This window comes from Alicyclobacillus suci, assembly GCF_017329615.1.
In the GTDB taxonomy this organism is placed as follows: domain Bacteria; phylum Bacillota; class Bacilli; order Alicyclobacillales; family Alicyclobacillaceae; genus Alicyclobacillus; species Alicyclobacillus suci.
Genome location: NZ_JAFMTW010000014.1, coordinates 75,850 through 93,520, shown reverse-complemented (window position 1 = coordinate 93,520; position 17,671 = coordinate 75,850). Strand labels below are relative to the sequence as shown.

The following is a 17,671-nucleotide window of genomic DNA, read 5'->3' as shown; positions in this document are numbered from 1 at the left end:
GTTTGGTCACTTGAAATCTTCTCGAAGGTTGGGGTGAAGTCCTTTTTCATGTCTTCACACCCCTTGTCCTACAAGGCCTTATAAATCTGCAAAACGCTCGTACAATTTATAACCAAGGATGTCTTAATAAGAAATTTGCCTGTCAACTGGTGGCGATAAGACATCTAATCTGCGCTGGGCAGTTTTCAGTGGATAGGACATTTTTGTACCCGAATGTCACCAGAATGATGGAAAATATATAGATAATGTATGTTTTGTTTTCTGTTTCCCGAATTGAAACCGCAACCTGCGTCCCACGGGATATTGCACAGACAGACTCTTGTTAGCAGTCGTGCACCTTCTTCGTCGTCTTTCGGGATACTGGCTGATTCAATGCTTTTTGGGTATTTACGCCCGCGATTTGCCATACAGTTGCAGAGAAGAACACCTGCGGCGCGCGCTTTACCTACTGTCATTTTTCAGAATATAGGTATATAATTCAAAACAGGGATTCAACCGACCATTAGGTAGGGAAGGGTTATGCTGGGCGTAGCGCAGCGTACACCGATTTGCTACAGCACTTTCGGTATTGGGTGTAACCTAGCATGCATATGTCGTTTTGAAAACGCTTCCTCTAAGTTTGATGATGGTGGACACGGCGGTTTTAACTTTAAGAATTGGGGGGATGAAGATGAATCACCCTGCGTGGGAGCACTATCCATCCCAGATCAAGAAGGACATCGAAATTCCTGACTGGTCACTTCCGGAGATGTTGAACGAAACGGTGCATCGATTCGGTGCGCAAGATGCCATCTCGTTCTATGGCGTGAAAACGACCTATCTTCGCTTGCAGCAGGCTGTTGCCGCTTTCGGTTCGAGTTTGCAGCAACGCGGCGTTGTCAAGGGCGACCGAGTGGCCGTGATGTTACCTAATTGCCCACATTATGTCATTGCGTATTATGGGGTACTTGCGGCTGGGGGAATTGTGACGCAAATTAACCCCATGTCGGTGGAACGCGAGATGGAATATCTTCTTCAGGACTCGGGCGCAACCACCATTGTCGTATTGGATGCACTGTATGCGCGTGTCAAATCGATTCAAGGCCGCACGGCTCTCCGGCATGTAATCGTCGTTTCCTTACAAACAGGTAATCAAAATACAGGCGAAACGAATTTTGCCCCAGACCAAACGTTTGAAAAGTTCCTCACAGAAGGCAACGCAAGGTCGTTTACCCCTGTTCAGGTAGACCCCGCAAACGATGTCGCGATTCTGCAATATACGGGTGGCACGACAGGGCTGCCGAAAGGTGCGATGCTCACGCATCGAAATTTGGTCGCGAACGTGGTGCAAAGTGCCGAGTTCTTTAAACAGGATTTGGTACCTGGGAAGGAACGCTGTCTTGCAGTGTTGCCGCTCTTTCATGTGTTCGGCATGACTTCTTGTATGAACTTGGGGCTGTATTTAGGCTCGACGTTGATTATGCTCCCGCGGTTTCACCCCGCAGAAGTTCTGGAGACGATTGAGCGTGAACACGTGACGACATTTCCGGGTGTTCCGACGATGTATATCGCCTTGAATCAACACATCCTGGAAGCAGGTAACAAGGCTACATCGCTGAAAATGTGTAATTGTGGCGGAGCGCCGATGCCTGTGGAATTGTTGCGCCAATTTGAACAGAAGATGGGTGCGCAAATACTGGAAGGTTATGGCTTGTCTGAGACATCGCCCGTCACGCATTGCAACCCTTCCTTTGCTAAGCGAAAACCTGGGAGTATCGGATTGCCTTTCCCATCCACAGAATTCAAAATTGTCGATATTGAGACTGGAACGCGAGAAGTGGCAGTAGGCGAACCTGGAGAAATGATTGTGCGTGGTCCGCAAGTGATGAAGGGGTATTGGAACATGCCCGAGGAAACCACGCGCGCGTTGCGGGACGGATGGTTTTATACGGGGGACATCGCCACGATGGATGAGGACGGGTACGCGTACATCGTCGACAGGAAAAAAGATCTCATCATTGCAAGCGGTTACAATATTTATCCTCGTGAAATTGAGGAAGTGTTGTATGGACATCCGGATGTATTGGAGGCTGTGGTCGTCGGCGTAGCGGACGATTATCGAGGGGAAACGGTTCATGCGTATATCGTGCCAAAGCCGGAAAGCACATTGACCATTGAAGAACTTGCGCAGTATTGCAAGAAGAATTTAGCTGCATATAAGGTCCCAAAACATTTTGAACTGCGTAACGAGTTGCCGAAGAGTGCAGTCGGGAAGATTGTTCGTCGGATGTTGCGTGAGGAAAAACAGGCGTAAGTTGCTGGGGTTGCAGATTTTCAACACGAGAGGAGACAACAGCATGGCAAACGAAGTTCGCTATACGAAAGAAAATGGTGTAGCGGTTGTGGTGATAGACCACCCACCTCTCAATGTGTTGACTCGCGATATTTTTTTGCAGTTAGATGAAACGTTTCAAGTGCTCGACAATGACGATGATGTAGTCGTCGTTATTCTTACGACGGCCGGGAATCGAGCGTTTATCGCGGGCGTCGACGTCAAGGCGTTTCCGCGCCTCATGGAACAGTCGAATTTGCGTGCCGAGGTGATGCAAATTCACCGGGTCATGATGCACATTGAAGATTTTTCGAAGCCTACGATTGTAGTTCTTGATGGAGCGACTTTAGGCGGAGGGCTTGAGTTGGCGTTGGCATTTGACATCCGTATCGCTGAGGAACATGCACAGATAGGACTGCCAGAAGTGAAATTGGGCCTCTTTCCGGGGGGTGGTGGCACGCAGCGACTATCGAGGCTCGTCGGGGAAGCGAAGGCCAAGGAGATGATGTTTACCGGGGAGCCAGTTGCGGCGGCCGTGGCGGAGCGCATCGGCCTCGTCAATCAAGTGGTTGCAACTGGGGCGGGATTGATGGCTGCACGGGAGATGGCGGCGAACATCGCTCGGCATTCGAGACAGTCATTGACCAGAATCAAGCGTGCAGTCGACCAGGGAATGGAGATGCCGCTTGAACGGGCGATTGAGCACGAGGCAGATTTGTTTGTTGAGGTGCTTCATACGGAAGACGTACGGGAAGGGGTCAACGCGTTTCTTCAACATCGAAAACCCGTATTTCAACATCGCTGATGAATTGCAGCTGATCACCTATCGAGAATTTTGTTCTGGAATTCATTGTAAAGAAAGAGCTGATTGGGATAGGTGAATTTGATGTTTTCGCGATTTTGACTTGACCAAAGCATACAAGTATACACTACAATGAATATATAGATTGCCGTCGTGTGCGAATCGCGTGTGGACGCGTGGCACTATCGGTGAACGGCAATTGAGAACACTTTGCGATGGAGGCCTGTGCATGATTGGTAGTTTTAACCTCAATGAGGGAAAGAAAACCTTAGGCGAACAGGCGTATGAATCCATTCGCGAGGATATTTTGACAGTTCGTCTCAAGCCTGGGCAGACCATTTACGAGTCTGACTTTGCGAAGATGTTGAATATGAGCCGAACGCCGATACGCGAGGCCGTTCATACATTGCTGGTCGAAGGGCTGATTGAGGTTCTGCCGCAGCGAGGCATGAAAATTGCCTTGATATCCGACAAAAAGGTTGAAGAGACGCGTTTTGTCCGTGAAAGTTTGGAGATTAGTGCACTGCAGACGGTAATACGCCATTGGGATGCAGAACAGCGCGATTATCAGCTGTTGCGGCGGGAATTGCGCAACAACTTGGATATGCAGTTAAGCGCTGCGGAGCAGAACGACGCTGTCCAATTTTTGCAGGCGGACGAACAATTTCACCGGTTGTTGTTGGCGGCTAGCGGCAATGAGACACTCATTGCGATTGTCTCTCAGATGCGAGGACATTTGAACCGAGTTCGCGTCTTATCCTTACAGGAACTTGCAAACATTCGCTCCCTCATTGCAGAACACGAAGTGTTATTATCCGCGATTGATGCGGGGGACGAAATGAAAGCAACCACCACGCTGCGCAACCATCTTTCCCGTTTGACGGATGATATTCAGGTGGTCAAGAACAAATACCCGTCTTACTTTACAGAATGATGTATATTCCTTTCGTAAACGAGTGATAGGTGGCTTCGGGACATGTGCTCACGCTCAGTCGTGCTCGTCTTACTTTCGCAATCGTCCCGGAGCACCGAGGTCTCCGGGACTTTCGATTGTGTTGGCATGTCGTTTTCGTAGCCCCAATGTTGCTATGAGCGGTATTCTTGCGTTCCCTCGTGTGTACCCTGGTTCGCTAACTCGATAAATTTGCGAGCGTCGGCTGTAGCGATATCGACTGCACTTTGCCAGAAATCAGGGCGCGTGAGATCTACACCGAGATGTTTTTTCGCCAAATCCTCGACTTGCATGGAGCCAGTGTCGCGCAAAAGTTTTACATACTTATCGGCAAATGTTGGACCTTCCTCTTGTGCGCGCGCATAGATACCTGTGCTGAATAGGTAGCCGAACGTGTACGGAAAGTTGTAGAATGGCGTGCCTGTAATGTAGAAGTGGAGTTTTGACGCCCAGAAGTGTGGATGGTAGCTCGCCAAGGCACCGCCAAACGCTTCGGTTTGCGCTTCTTGCATCAAGCGATTCAAATCTTCTGCGTCAAGCAGGCCTCGTTTACGCGCTTCATAAAATCTCGTCTCGAAGAGAAAACGCGCGTGAATGTTCATGAACATGGCGATGCTCCGACCGACTTTATCCTCCAGTAAGGAGAGTTGCTCGGTTGGATTGGTAGCTTCTCTAACAGACGCGTCGGAGACAATCATTTCGGCGAATGTGGATGCCGTTTCGGCGACATTCATTGCGTAATTCGTGAGTAGTTGTGGCATCCCACGCATGACTTGCTGGTGATATGCGTGTCCGAGTTCGTGGGCTAGCGTGGCAACGTTTGACGGCGTGCCGGAGAACGTCACGAAGATGCGCGTCTGGGCACTTACCGGAAAACTCGTGCAGAAACCACCTGGCCGCTTGCCGGGGCGGTCTTCTGCCTCAATCCAGCGCTTTTCAAAACACATGTTGGCGAATTCGGCTAAGTTGGGGCTGAACTTATGAAAATGGTGAACGATGAAGTCGCGGGCCTCTTCGTAGGTGTATAGCTTATGTGTGGTGCCAATGGGCGCTTCTACGTCTGACCAGGTAGGTCGTTCGACGCCGAGCAGTTTCGCTTTGGCTTTGAGAAAGTCTACAAACGGCGCCTTATTGTCGGAAATCACACCCCACATCGCATCCAGTGTCGCGTGTGACATGCGGTTGATATCTAAGGGCTCTTTGAGAACGGAGTTCCATCCGCGTGCCTCGTACAGGTTCAGGCGAAACCCGGCCAGGTGATTGAGAATGCTGGCGAATAGTTCGGATTGTTCCGCAAATGATTCTTCCCATTGTTGGAACAGGCTTTCGCGCAAAGGTCGATTGGCCATTTTTAAACGATTGCTCGCCTGCCCTACTGACAGGAGGTGTGTTTTTTTTCCATCGTGAAACGAAATCTGCATGCGACCGATGATGGTATCGTAGAGGTCGCTCCACGCGGTGTAGCCATCGACGGACAGCGTCGCCGCCAAAGCCTCTTTATCTGCGGGCATCTTGTCGATGGCGCGGCGTTTGCGTTCTCGGATGACGAATGTCAGCGGTTTTACTTGTGGGGATTCTAGTAACTGATTGAATTGTTCGTCCGGTAAGTTTATCAAGCGTGCGTCTAATTGTGTGAGGGTTTGGTTGAATTTTGCACGCAGTTGATTGAGGTGACCACCCAAGCGTTTCGCTGCGGCATCCTTTACATTTTGTGCGTTGAGGCAGGAAACAAACGCTCCAGCCTCGCGGATTTTTGCGGCAATGTCTTGCATCGTCAATATCGCCTGCGCCAGCGCTGATGGATTCTGTCCGGTGGATTTCGACGTCATCGCAGCAAATGACGTGATATCTTCCGCCAGGGCATCAAGGTGTTGCAAAAACGCCGCGGAGGCACTTCCACCTGGGAAAATGCTGTCTAAATCCCAGGTTTGATGTAGATGTGCATCGGTCATGATATCCCCTCCACAGTCATTATAACAACGTTGCAAAAGTGGCGGGCACCGTATCTTGAGGGCGGATTGGACATTATTCTATGCATTTTTGCTGTAGGTCAAATACACTAGAGAGGATGGCATGGGCGTTTGGAGGAAGAGTCTAATGATGCGTTGCGGTTGGGTCAATGATGATCCGCTTTATATTCACTATCACGACGTGGAGTGGGGGGTACCTGTTTACGATGACACCAAGCTCTTTGAATTTTTCGTTCTCGAGGGGGCGCAGGCGGGTCTCAGTTGGTACACGATTCTCAAGAAACGGGAACACTACCGGGTTGCGTTTGATGGGTTTGACGTCCGACGCGTTGCACAGTACGGCGATGATAAAGTTGCGCAATTGCTCTCTGTGGAGTCGGGTATCGTTCGCAATCGGTTGAAAGTGGCATCTGCGATACGGAACGCGAACGCCTTTTTGCGAGTTCAGGAGGAGTTTGGAACGTTTGCCGACTACCTTTGGGGGTTTGTCGATGGCAAGCCGTTAATCAATCACTGGGAGAGCCTAAGCCAGGTGCCAACGCGAACGGATTTATCTGATCAAGTGAGTCGAGATTTAAAGCGGCGGGGATTCAATTTTGTCGGGACGACGATTCTGTACGCTTATTTACAGGCGGTAGGGATTGTCATGGATCATGTGACAACATGTTTTCGCTATCGTGAACTGGGCGGGAAGGCGGATTGAAAAATTACTTTTGTGGTTATACTATAAAAAAGTAACGAAAAGGTGGCACGCGAGTGTGCGTATCATCATTCTGGGAGTGTGGTATTCATGGCGACACAGAAAGTGACAGACGCGGATTTCTCCACGGCAGTTCAGTCTGATAAGCCTGTTTTGGTGGACTTTTGGGCGACCTGGTGCGGTCCGTGCCGGATGATGGCACCTGTGCTTGAAGAAATTGCAGACGACTATAGTGACAAGTTGACGGTTGCAAAACTGGATGTCGACGAAAACCCGACGACCACGCAGCAGTTCGGAATTATGAGTATCCCGACCCTGTTACTATTTAAGAACGGCGAAGTTGTGAAACAGATTGTTGGTTATCGTCCAAAAGCCGAACTGGAAGCCGAATTGGCAGAAGTGCTTGCATAAAGGGTTCTTGTATAGGCGGCTGCATGAAAGCGTCTATGCCACTGTCCGACTGGACAGTGGCTATTTTGCTATACCTTTGCTGTTCCGTAGTTTGCGAACTGGCAGTGGCGGTTTTGCCAAGACATATTGATGGTGTACCATGGATTCATCGATGTATGGATGGGTGATTGAGCATAGATACATCCAGGAGATAGCGAGGGATGAAAGGTGCCAGATACACAAAATCGGAACTACGAGATTGCGACGTTCGCTGGCGGCTGTTTTTGGTGTATGGTGAAACCGTTTGACCAGTGGCCGGGCATTCTCAAAGTGGTTTCTGGATACACAGGTGGAACGACGGAAAACCCGACCTATGAGGAGGTCTGTTCAGAGACGACAGGCCATTATGAAGCGGTGCAGATTATGTTTGACCCTAGTATTATCACGTATGACGAACTGCTTGATATTTATTGGCGGCAAATTGATCCGACAGATCCGGGCGGCCAGTTTTATGACCGCGGGAGTTCGTATCAGACGGCGATTTTCTATCACAACGAGGCTCAGCGCCTCGCGGCAGAGGAATCAAAGCGCAAGTTAGAGGCATCGGGACGTTTTTCAAAACCGATTGTCACGAAAATTTTAGAAGCTAAGCCGTTTTATGTAGCAGAAGATTATCATCAAGACTATTACAAACGCAATGCCTTGCACTATACCCGCTATCGGCAGGCGTCCGGGCGCGACCGATTTATTGAGTATCATTGGGGAGACTGAGGTGTTGCGAGTGGCAGGAGGGAGCGCCCGCCCATAGATTGTAACATCTTGATTTTGAGGTGATGCAGGGTGGGCTTTCCTCCACAAAGGCAATCACAACCGGGTATCGAATCCCTCATGGTTCCCAGGCCGGTGTTCGACAATCCGGATTACAAAGCGGCGGGTAAATTGCGTCATAAAGTCGCCATCATCACAGGCGGGGACAGTGGGATTGGTCGCGCTGTGGCCGTGGCCTTCGCGAAAGAAGGCGCTGATGTGGTGATATCGTACTTGAATGAGCATGAAGATGCGCAAGAGACCAAACGCGTGGTCATGCACTATGGCGCGCGGTGTCTCTTGATTCCGGGCGATCTTGGGAATCCCGCGCACTGTGCAAACATTGTCAAGATGACGTTAACTTGTTTTGGCCGCATAGATGTACTCGTTAACAACGCAGGGGTACAGTTTGTCGCCAATAGCCTCTTGGATATTTCGGATGAGCAATTGGAATATACGTTTCAAACCAATATTTTCTCCCAATTCAAATTGACCAAGGCCGTCTTGCCTCATCTTCGTTCTGGCAGTGCCATCATCAATACTGCGTCCATTACGGCGTATCGAGGCGAGCCTCAACTCATCGATTACTCGTCGACGAAAGGGGCGATTGTGTCGTTTACACGTGCGTTGTCGCGGTCGCTTGCGACGTCGGGCATTCGGGTGAACGCCATCGCGCCGGGACCGATTTGGACGCCGCTCATACCAGCGTCCTTTCCGCCTGAGAAAATTGTGACGTTTGGCGACGATACACCGATGAAACGGGCCGGACAGCCATATGAACTCGCGCCCGCCTATGTGTTTTTGGCGAGCGAGGATTCATCGTATATGACCGGGCAGACTTTGCATATCAATGGGGGGACCATTGTCAACGGCTAGTGCGCCCTTTGATTTGCTAGGTAACCGAGCAGTTGACAGAACTGGAAAGTTTGCATAAGGTATATAAAAATTCAGAATCGTCATTGCTGTGATGGAGAGAGTAGGCTGTGTCCAACCAAACAGAGAGTCGGTGGTGGGTGCGAACCGGCGGACGGGCATAGTTGAAGTTCACTCTGGAGCTGCCGGGTGAAGGTCGAGATGGCTGTGTAGTCCGTGCCGGAGCGCAAGCTTCGTTATCTGAATGAAGATAAAAGGCTTGAAACCTTTTATTAGGGTGGTACCGCGAGAAATCTCGCCCCTATTGGGGCGGGATTTTTTGTCGTTTCGGTACAGGCGTTTGGCACGTAAAACGAAGTTCTGGGGGAATCTGTATGACAGAAAAGTTGTGGAGAGATGGCATCGCAAGGTATCGGACGGAGATAGATGAAATTGACAAGCGGGTCGTGGAGGTGCTCGCTTCGCGGTTTGAAGTGGCGAAGAAAGTTGCTGCGTTAAAGCAGGTGTGGAGGAAGCCGGTGGTGCAGCGGGATCGGGCAGTGCAAGTTGAGCGGTCGTACATCGCGATGGGAGAGCAGTATCAATTGAGCGAACAATTTATGTCTCGCCTGTATCGTCTCATTCATGAGGAGACTTGCCGCATGGAGAGGGAGATGATTCAAGGCGAGTGTGCGGGACAAGAGAATTGAGCGACAAAGGCGCCACGATTTTTTACACCGGAATCGTGGCGTTTGTCACTTAGTTGTGTTCTGTTTGTTTGTTGATGCGCGCGCTCAAGTCGGGGATTAGCCAGTAGATGAGCAGGCCAGCGATGGTGGCGTAGGCGATGCCATTATTGGCGTACCCGACGCCGATGATGAAGATGACCGCAACGATGATCAGATTTTTCATGTTTCCAAGGTTTACTTTTTCCTCAATCATGTGGCGAATGCCCATTGCAGCAATCATGCCGTATAGGAGAATGCCGATGCCTCCCATGACGGCAGTTGGAATGGATTGAATCAGCCCGCCGAATTTACCAAGTAGCCCAAGGATGATGGCGATGATGGCTGCCCCTTGGATGATGCGGCTAGAAAATTGTCGTGTCATGGCCAGCACACCGAGATTCTCTGCGTACGTGGTTTGTGCTGGGCCGCCGAGAAAGGCGGAAACGAAGGTGGCGACGCCATTGCCCAAGAGAATGGAAGAGAAACCAGGGCTTTTGATGACATCCTTTTGAGTGATTTCCGTAAGCACGAACATGTGGCCCAAATCTTCGACAAATGTGACCAGTGCGATAGGGGCCATCGCTAAAATGACGGACCAGCTGAAGGACGGGGCGGTGAAGTGTGGAAGTTGTACCCAAGGTGTGTGGCGGATGGTGCTGAAATCGACCAGGCCGCGGAGGATGGCGTACACATAGCCAATCACGATGCCGAATAAAATTGGGATAAGTCGAAGTTGTTTCGGCCCTACAAGCGACGCGAGAATTCCTGCTAAGAGACTGACGATGGCCACATCCCAGTGGGTGGAGGCTTCCGACTGGATAGCTGTTTGCGCGAGCGACAATCCGATAATGGCGACGACCGGCCCCACGACCACGGGTGGAATCGCTTTGCGCACGCGCGCCACGCCGATACCTGCGATAATCAGTGACAGGATGCCGTAGACGATGGAAACGCTAATCAGCCCTGTGACAGCTTGTCCCGGCGTATGATGCTTGCCGACGAACAAGGTGAGCGGCGCGATAAAGGCGAATGACGACCCTAAGTAGGTGGGAACTTTGCCACGGGTGATGAGGTGAAAGATAAGGGTGCCGACGCCGCTGGCGACGAGGGTTGAGCCGGGGTCGAGTCCGGTTAAAAGAGGGACAAGCACTGTCGCGCCGAACATGGCGAAAACGTGCTGAAAGGATAGCGGTACTGCGCGTAGAAACGACCTCAAGAGATAGCCTCCTTGTTACATATACTCGAAAATTGACGAACACCGTCCAATAGTATATCCATCGGCGGCCCTTCTGGCGATAAAAAATTCGGCGAGCACTGTCACCGGCGTTGGTTTAGCGGGCATACGGCAGCGGCTGGCGTGGTATGATGGCGTGAGAATGACCGTTTGTCGCCACGAGCGGGACCCGGCGTCGTGCAATAGGGGCGCGCATACGGTTAGATTGAAGTTTGGGACGGGTGACAATGAATATCGTATCTGCAGAGCGAATCGAGAAGCGCTACGGTGAAAAAGTGGTGCTAAGTGGCGTCTCATTTGGGATTGAAGACACAGATAGAATTGGGCTCATCGGCGTCAATGGAACGGGGAAGTCGACACTGTTGAAGATGCTTGCGGGCGTCGACGTGCCAGACTCGGGAACAATTGTGTTCAGTGGTGGGGCGCGTGTTCACTTCCTGCCGCAAGAACCGCAATTCGATGCGGAATCGACGATACTCGAGCAGGTCTACCACGGCGATTTGCCGATCATGCGGCTTTTACGCGACTACGAAGATGCTGTGCGTGATGCATTGCAGAATCCTCAGTCGCAACGGGCGCAGGAAAAACTGATTCGCCTACAGGCCCAGATGGATGCAGCGGACGCGTGGAGTTTGGAACACGAAGCGAAAGCGATTCTGACACAGTTGGGTGTGACTGATGTCTATCGGAAAGTCGGAGAACTCTCCGGCGGATGGCGCAAGCGTGTGGCGATGGCGCGGGCGCTCATTCAACCATCGGATTTGCTCGTGCTCGACGAACCGACAAACCACATTGACAACGAGACGGTAGCCTGGTTGGAAAAGTATCTGCAACGGCGCAAAGGTGCGTTGTTTATGGTTACGCATGACCGCTATTTCTTAGATAGGGTAGTCAATCGCATATTTGAACTTCATCAGGGCCGCATTTACACGTATCCGGGCAACTATGCGTCGTTTTTAGAGGGTAAGTTGGCTCGAGAAGAAGTTCAGCGCGCATCCGAGGAAAAACGACAAAACTTTTTGCGCAATGAAATTGAGTGGATTCGCAAGGGACCGCGTGCTCGGGGCACAAAGCAAAAGGCTCGTACACAGCGTTATTATGAAGTGCTAGAAATGACGACTGAGGCCAGTCAGGAAGCGGTCGAAATTTCGGCTGCTGCCAGTCGATTGGGAAAATTCGTGATTGAGTTAGATCATGTCAGCAAGTCGTACGGAGGAAGACCCATTATTCAGAATTTCAGCTACATCGTTCAGCGCGATGACCGCATTGGCATTGTGGGGCCGAATGGTGTCGGCAAATCGACTTTGCTGAAGCTTTTGGCCGGCATAGAGCAGCCGGATGCAGGGGAGGTGCGTACCGGATTGACCGTGAAAATCGGTTACTTCGCCCAGGAACACAATTTAGTGGACAAGGATGCGCGGGTGATTGACGTGATTCGAGAAGAAGCCGAGTATGTGGAGACAGCGGATGGGGAACGCATTCGCGCGTCACAGATGCTCGAACGATTCTTGTTTCCGGCGAGTCTTCAGTGGACTCCTGTCGCGAAGTTATCCGGTGGTGAGCGCCGGCGGCTTGCCCTTTTAAAGACGCTGATGTCTGCACCGAATGTGTTGCTGCTGGATGAGCCGACAAATGACCTCGACATTCCTACCCTGTCCGTGTTGGAATCGTATTTGGATGAGTTTCCTGGAGCGGTCATCGCTGTATCCCATGATAGGTATTTTCTCGACCGGGTGGCGAACAAGGTGTTTGTTTTTGGCGATATGGGGGGCATTGACGTTCAATTTGGTAATTATACGGATTATATCGAGCGCGTGAACGCGCAGGGGCAACGTGAGGTGGAATCACCAGCGAAAGCTGCCCGGCCAATTGAAGCGACGTCGCACGAGCGCCGGCGCAACGTCGTGAAATTTACGTTCAAAGAGCAGAAGGAATACGAACAGATAGACGGTTGGATTGAAGAGACTGAACAGGCGCTTGCCGAGGTGGAGAAGCAGATGCAAATTCATGCGGCTGATCACGTCAAGTTGGCCGAACTGTTTGAGCAGCAATCCGAACTGCAGGAAAAACTCGATAACTTATTGGAGCGTTGGACGTATCTCAACGAGTTGGCTGAGGAAATCGAACGTAGTAAGCGTCAATCACAGGGTGATGGCGTTTCGCCTGTCTGAGTAACATATTCTTACGATGAGAGGCTGGAGGTGGTTTTGTGGAACAAAACGGAAAACTGAAAAAGCGGTTGTCGTTGTCAGATCTGATTTTTATCGGCTTTGGGGCTATCTTCGGATCAGGTTGGTTATTTGCTTCAAGTACGGTTGCGTCTGATGCAGGCCCAGCAGGTTGGATTTCGTGGCTGATTGGCGGAATTGCCGTGATTCTCCTGGGGCTCGTTTATGCTGAACTGGGCGGGGCGATTCCGCGGGCCGGTGGAATTGTTCGCTATCCGGTCTACTCGCATGGCCCCTTGCTCGGATATTTGATGGGATTTGCGACGCTGATTGCTTATTCTAGTTTGTGCAGCATTGAAGTGGAGGCAGCACGCCAGTACGCAGCATCTTGGTGGCCGGCGCTATCAAGTTCGGGCGGACAATCGCCGAGTTTGCTTGGCTGGATTTTGCAGGTCGCACTCTTATTCGTCTTTTTTCTTTTAAACTACTGGAGTGTCGGCACGTTCGCAAAAGTCAATACGGTCATGACGATTCTCAAGTTTGTCGTACCTTCGCTGACGATTATTGTTCTGCTGATTCACTTAAAAAGTGGCAATTTCACTGTACATGGGTTTGCACCATTTGGTGTTTCTGGCATTGAAACCGCCATTTCAACCGGTGGCGTTATGTTTGCCTATCTTGGATTACAGCCTATCGTCTCGGTCGCGAGTGAGGCCAAGCGGCCCCAGCGAACCGTTCCTTTGGCACTCATTTTGTCTGTAATTTTATCGGCCGTGGTCTATATTTTGCTGCAAGTATCCTTTATCGGCGCGATTCCAACTGCAAGACTCGCCGGTGGGTGGACGGGTATCAGTCAGGCATTCAGCTTGCCTTTTCGCGATCTCGCCGTCATGCTTGGTATTGGCTGGTTAGCCATTCTGATTGTCTTGGACGCGATTGTGTCTCCGAGCGGATCTGCCAACATTTTTATGAATTCTACGTCACGTATTGTGTTTGGCTGGGCGAAAAACGGGACATTGTTCAAGTTGTTTGGTAGAATTGACAAAAGGACTGGCATTCCACGGCCCGCTTTGTGGCTGTCTTTCGTCTTTTCAATCTTTTGGACGCTACCGTTCCCATCTTGGGGGACGCTCATTGGGGTGGTCTCGGACGCTCTCGTGCTGACGTACGCACTTGCACCGATTTCCGCGTATGCGTTTCGCCGAAATGCACCGCAGTTGGCGCGTCCATTTTACTTGAAGGGCATGCACGTTATTGGACCCATTGCGTTCATCATCGCCAGTTTGATTGTCTACTGGACGGGGTGGACAGTGGATTCGTGGTTACTCGGTTCACAGTTGGTGATGTTTGTCATCTATGTGATAGCGTATAAGTGGGTTCCGAAGCGCCAAGTCTCGTTTATGCAGCAGTTGAAAGCTTCATGGTGGTTGGTATTTTATTATGCGGCGATTATAATTGTATCGAAACTCGGGGATTTTGGGGGTATTGCCTGGATACCGCGAGTTTGGGACCAAGTGGTTATCGCTGTGATTGCAGTGATCACATATTATTGGGGCGGCCGCACGGGGCTACCCAAAGCGATGCTCGACGAAGATGAGATGGATGAAGAAGGATCGGATACATGACACAAGTGACTTGTGCGTGCATAGAACGACGCTCGAAATGATGAATTTTCGGGCATGGGGTGCAGTAATGCACCCCTCCGGTCATCGTTGCTCCATGCAGCATTCAGTAAGTGACCACGTCGTATTGTGGGCAGGCAGAGAGTCCTGTCGTCAATACCTCCTCCTCTAACTGATGACTTCCGTCGGAAATCTCCACTGTGTATCCACTTTACATAGCCGTCATGTGCACCAACAGCCCAACTGGGCAGGAAATTGCATTTTGAGGTATGTCGTGAAGCGAATTGTACAAGTCTAAACTTAGGCGACAACCGAAACGTTAAAGGGGTAAATGTATGGCATTATTTTCAGAACTGAATTTAAGTGAACCAGTCCTTAAAGCACTTGGAAACATGGGGTTTGAGTCGGCAACAGACATTCAATCTCAGGCGATTCCCGTGGCGATGACTGGTCAAGACGTAATTGGTCAGGCGCAGACCGGCACTGGTAAAACAGTGGCGTTCTCCATTCCGGTAGTCGAGTTCGTCGATACGAAAAGTGAATCATTACAGGCGCTTATTCTCACACCGACGCGGGAATTGTGCATTCAGGTGGCTGAGGAAATCATTAAAGTCGGAAGCGTCAAGGGTGTACGTGTGCTGGCAGTCTATGGCGGTCAGGACATCGGGCGACAAATTCGCGCGTTGCGCAATCGTCCGCACGTGGTCGTTGCGACGCCAGGGCGGTTGATGGATCATATGAACCGACGTACGGTGCGTCTCGATGGCGTTCGCGTCGCGGTACTCGACGAGGCAGACGAAATGCTCGATATGGGATTTGTCGAGGATATTGAAACGATTCTCGCTGAGTGTCCAGCAGAACGGCAAACCCTTTTGTTCTCGGCCACGATGAAACCAGGGGTTCGCGAGCTGGCGAAAAAGTTCATGCGCGATTTTGTCGTTGTTTCAGCAAAGGCCAGCGAGGTAACGGTCCCAAGTATCGAGCAAGTGTATTATGAAGTGTCCGAAGCACAGAAATTAAATGTGTTGACGCGTCTGCTCGACATTCAAAGTCCGGAACTTGCGATTGTCTTTGGCCGGACGAAACGTCGGGTCGATGAATTGACGAGCGCGTTGCAGACCCGTGGGTATATTGCCGACGGGTTGCACGGGGACCTCAGTCAGAAACAGCGCGATAACGTCATGAGCAAGTTTCGTGATGGCGGACTGGATGTGTTGGTGGCGACGGACGTTGCGGCACGTGGACTCGACGTGTCTGGTGTCACGCACGTCTACAACTTCGATATCCCACAGGACATCGACAGTTATGTGCACCGAATTGGCCGTACGGGGCGCGCTGGCAAGAGCGGGATTGCCGCCACGTTTGTCACACCGCGCGAGATTGACCACTTGCATCACATTGAACGCGTGACGAAGCGGAAAATCACACGCAAACCATTGCCTACCTACATTGAGGCGAGGGAGAGCAAGCAGCGGGTGGCTATGGAACAATTGCTCGAATCCTGCCAGAATGAAGATCTCGGCGCGTTCCGCCATTTGGCTGAGGAACTGCTGGAGAATCAGGATTCCATTACGGTCGTTTCTGCAGCGATTAAGCTGTTGACCAAGGGCACGCAAGAAGTGCCAATCACGTTGACAGCAGAGCGGCCTGTTCGCATCCGCGGTCAACATAAGAGTGAACGCGGGCGTGATCATCGGGGCCGCGATGCAGGTCGTCATGGTTCTTCCCGCTATGGCAAGGGCAGTGGTAGTGGACACTACCGCGGCAACCGCGCACGCGGTTAACGCAATTTTACGATGTGCCAATTGAAACGAGCCGGCCTAAGAAGGACTTGGGGCGGCTCGTTTTTTGACCAAATTTCCGGGAAGTGGCGGTCATCTAGGATTTGGGAACTTGAACATCTGGCAAATTTCCCTCAGGTGATTTGCGAATTGAAGTCCCTAAATTTATGATAGTAGAGTGTTGGGTGCGTCTTGCGTGTAGCATAGAGACAATACGCATACACCAGGAGAGAGGAGATAGGGCCCTTATGGCAAGGTTGTTCACACCATTTTCTTTGAAGGATTTGACCTTGAAAAATCGCATCGTCATGGCGCCGATGTGTCAATACTCCGTCACGGCAAAAGATGGCGTTCCAAATGAGTGGCACTACGTTCACTATACAAGCCGGGCTATCGGCGGAGTGGGCCTCATTATCATGGAGATGACCGACGTTGAGCCAGACGGTCGCATTACGGATTACGACCTTGGTCTGTGGTCGGATGATCATATCCCAGCTTTTCAACGCATTATCGATTCTGTTCATCAGTACGACGCCAAGATTGGCATTCAGATTGCCCATGCAGGTCGCAAGGCTGAAGACGCGCCCGAACCAGTGGCGCCGTCCGCCATCCGTTTCGAAGGAGACAATTACAAGACGCCTCGCGAATTGACGACCGACGAAGTCAAACGGATGGTCGAGAAATTTGCTGCCGCTGCGCGACGGGCAGTGAGGGCTGGCGTCGACACGATTGAAATTCACGGTGCGCACGGCTATCTGGTGCATCAGTTCCAATCACCGTTGACCAACCACCGCAAGGACGCGTACGGGGCTGATTTGACTCGGTTTGGCGTCGAAGTTATCGAGGCCATGAAGGCGGAGATGCCGAGCTCGATGCCGCTCTTGTTCCGGCTGTCGGCTGTGGAATATGTGGATGGCGGTTATGACATAGACCACGCTATCGAGCTTTGTCGGGCATATCACCGTGCCGGCGTCGATATGTTCCATGTTAGTTCCGGTGGCGAGGGACCGGCTGGCAAGCGCCGCCCGGGGAATTACCCAGGGTATCAAGTGCCATTCGCGCGAGCCATCAAAGAGCAGTTGGGCGTACCGGTTATCGCTGTCGGAATGCTCGATAACGCAGCGCTTGCCGAGTCGGTGATTGCCAATGAAGATGCAGATCTCGTCGCTATCGCCCGGGGCTTGCTCAACGACCCGTATTTTGCGCTACATGCAGCGCAGCAGCTCCGCGTCAAACCGCTTGCGCCAAAACAGTACGAAATGGCTATCCGCTAAACCGTCGCGTTGTGGTGGCATGTGCCTATTGCGGCAATAGCGGAGGATAGAGATGTCAAAGGAAAAAGACCCGCTCACGC

The 17,671-nt window shown here is 51.3% G+C and carries 14 protein-coding genes and 1 other annotated feature; of the genes, 12 read left to right on the top strand and 2 right to left on the bottom strand.

All coding sequences use genetic code 11. The features are described from left to right. Window positions 1-670: 670 nt before the first annotated feature. The 3 genes from J3482_RS09495 to J3482_RS09485 all read left to right on the top strand — a co-directional run bounded on the left by J3482_RS09495 (window position 671) and on the right by J3482_RS09485 (window position 4,047). A complete protein-coding gene (locus tag J3482_RS09495) occupies window positions 671-2,293 on the top strand; it encodes a long-chain-fatty-acid--CoA ligase (protein ID WP_146822242.1) in 1,623 nt (540 codons plus the stop codon). Window positions 2,294-2,336: 43 nt separating this feature from the next. Then, window positions 2,337-3,116 (top strand): enoyl-CoA hydratase, encoded by a 780-nt coding sequence (locus J3482_RS09490; RefSeq protein ID WP_206922318.1) that lies wholly within the window; start codon window positions 2,337-2,339, stop codon window positions 3,114-3,116. A gap of 226 nt (window positions 3,117-3,342) precedes the next feature. Next, complete coding sequence (locus J3482_RS09485; protein ID WP_146822244.1) at window positions 3,343-4,047, top strand: GntR family transcriptional regulator; 705 nt, start codon at window positions 3,343-3,345, stop codon at window positions 4,045-4,047. Between the two features lie 152 nt (window positions 4,048-4,199). Here J3482_RS09485 and J3482_RS09480 read toward each other — a convergent pair whose 3' ends face one another. Continuing rightward, window positions 4,200-6,017 carry a M3 family oligoendopeptidase gene (locus J3482_RS09480; protein ID WP_146822245.1) on the bottom strand — a complete coding sequence of 606 codons (1,818 nt, stop codon included), beginning with the start codon at window positions 6,015-6,017 and terminating at the stop codon, window positions 4,200-4,202. A gap of 145 nt (window positions 6,018-6,162) precedes the next feature. On the opposite strand from J3482_RS09480, the gene J3482_RS09475 reads away from it, so the two are divergent. The 5 genes from J3482_RS09475 to J3482_RS09455 all read left to right on the top strand — a co-directional run bounded on the left by J3482_RS09475 (window position 6,163) and on the right by J3482_RS09455 (window position 9,494). Beyond that, window positions 6,163-6,738, top strand: a complete 576-nt coding sequence (locus tag J3482_RS09475; RefSeq protein WP_146822246.1) for a DNA-3-methyladenine glycosylase I — start codon at window positions 6,163-6,165, stop codon at window positions 6,736-6,738. A gap of 87 nt (window positions 6,739-6,825) precedes the next feature. Then, complete coding sequence (gene trxA / locus J3482_RS09470) at window positions 6,826-7,146, top strand: thioredoxin (protein WP_021297513.1); 321 nt, start codon at window positions 6,826-6,828, stop codon at window positions 7,144-7,146. Window positions 7,147-7,353: 207 nt separating this feature from the next. After that, window positions 7,354-7,896: a peptide-methionine (S)-S-oxide reductase MsrA gene (msrA, locus tag J3482_RS09465; protein WP_223204071.1), complete on the top strand. Its 543-nt coding sequence runs from the start codon at window positions 7,354-7,356 to the stop codon at window positions 7,894-7,896. 69 nt (window positions 7,897-7,965) lie between these two features. Next, window positions 7,966-8,808 (top strand): SDR family oxidoreductase, encoded by an 843-nt coding sequence (locus J3482_RS09460; RefSeq protein WP_146822247.1) that lies wholly within the window; start codon window positions 7,966-7,968, stop codon window positions 8,806-8,808. Between the two features lie 79 nt (window positions 8,809-8,887). After that, window positions 8,888-9,111: a binding site (T-box leader), on the top strand. A 68-nt stretch (window positions 9,112-9,179) separates the two neighbouring features. After that, complete coding sequence (locus tag J3482_RS09455) at window positions 9,180-9,494, top strand: chorismate mutase (RefSeq protein ID WP_146822248.1); 315 nt, start codon at window positions 9,180-9,182, stop codon at window positions 9,492-9,494. A 49-nt stretch (window positions 9,495-9,543) separates the two neighbouring features. On the opposite strand, the gene J3482_RS09450 is transcribed toward J3482_RS09455, so the two are convergent. Next, window positions 9,544-10,728: a solute carrier family 23 protein gene (locus J3482_RS09450; RefSeq protein WP_146822249.1), complete on the bottom strand. Its 1,185-nt coding sequence runs from the start codon at window positions 10,726-10,728 to the stop codon at window positions 9,544-9,546. Between the two features lie 245 nt (window positions 10,729-10,973). Between J3482_RS09450 and J3482_RS09445 the strand changes: the two genes are divergently transcribed. The 4 genes from J3482_RS09445 (at window position 10,974) to J3482_RS09430 (ending at window position 17,591) form a co-directional block, all read left to right on the top strand. After that, entirely contained in the window at window positions 10,974-12,917 is a 1,944-nt protein-coding gene (locus J3482_RS09445) for an ABC-F family ATP-binding cassette domain-containing protein (RefSeq protein ID WP_206922317.1), read from the top strand. Window positions 12,918-12,955: 38 nt separating this feature from the next. Continuing rightward, a complete protein-coding gene (locus J3482_RS09440; RefSeq protein WP_206922316.1) occupies window positions 12,956-14,539 on the top strand; it encodes an APC family permease in 1,584 nt (527 codons plus the stop codon). Window positions 14,540-14,871: 332 nt separating this feature from the next. Then, window positions 14,872-16,320 (top strand): degradosome RNA helicase CshA, encoded by a 1,449-nt coding sequence (cshA, locus tag J3482_RS09435; RefSeq protein ID WP_146822252.1) that lies wholly within the window; start codon window positions 14,872-14,874, stop codon window positions 16,318-16,320. Window positions 16,321-16,565: 245 nt separating this feature from the next. Further along, complete coding sequence (locus tag J3482_RS09430) at window positions 16,566-17,591, top strand: NADH:flavin oxidoreductase/NADH oxidase (RefSeq protein ID WP_206922315.1); 1,026 nt, start codon at window positions 16,566-16,568, stop codon at window positions 17,589-17,591. The last annotated feature ends 80 nt before the right edge of the window (window positions 17,592-17,671 follow it).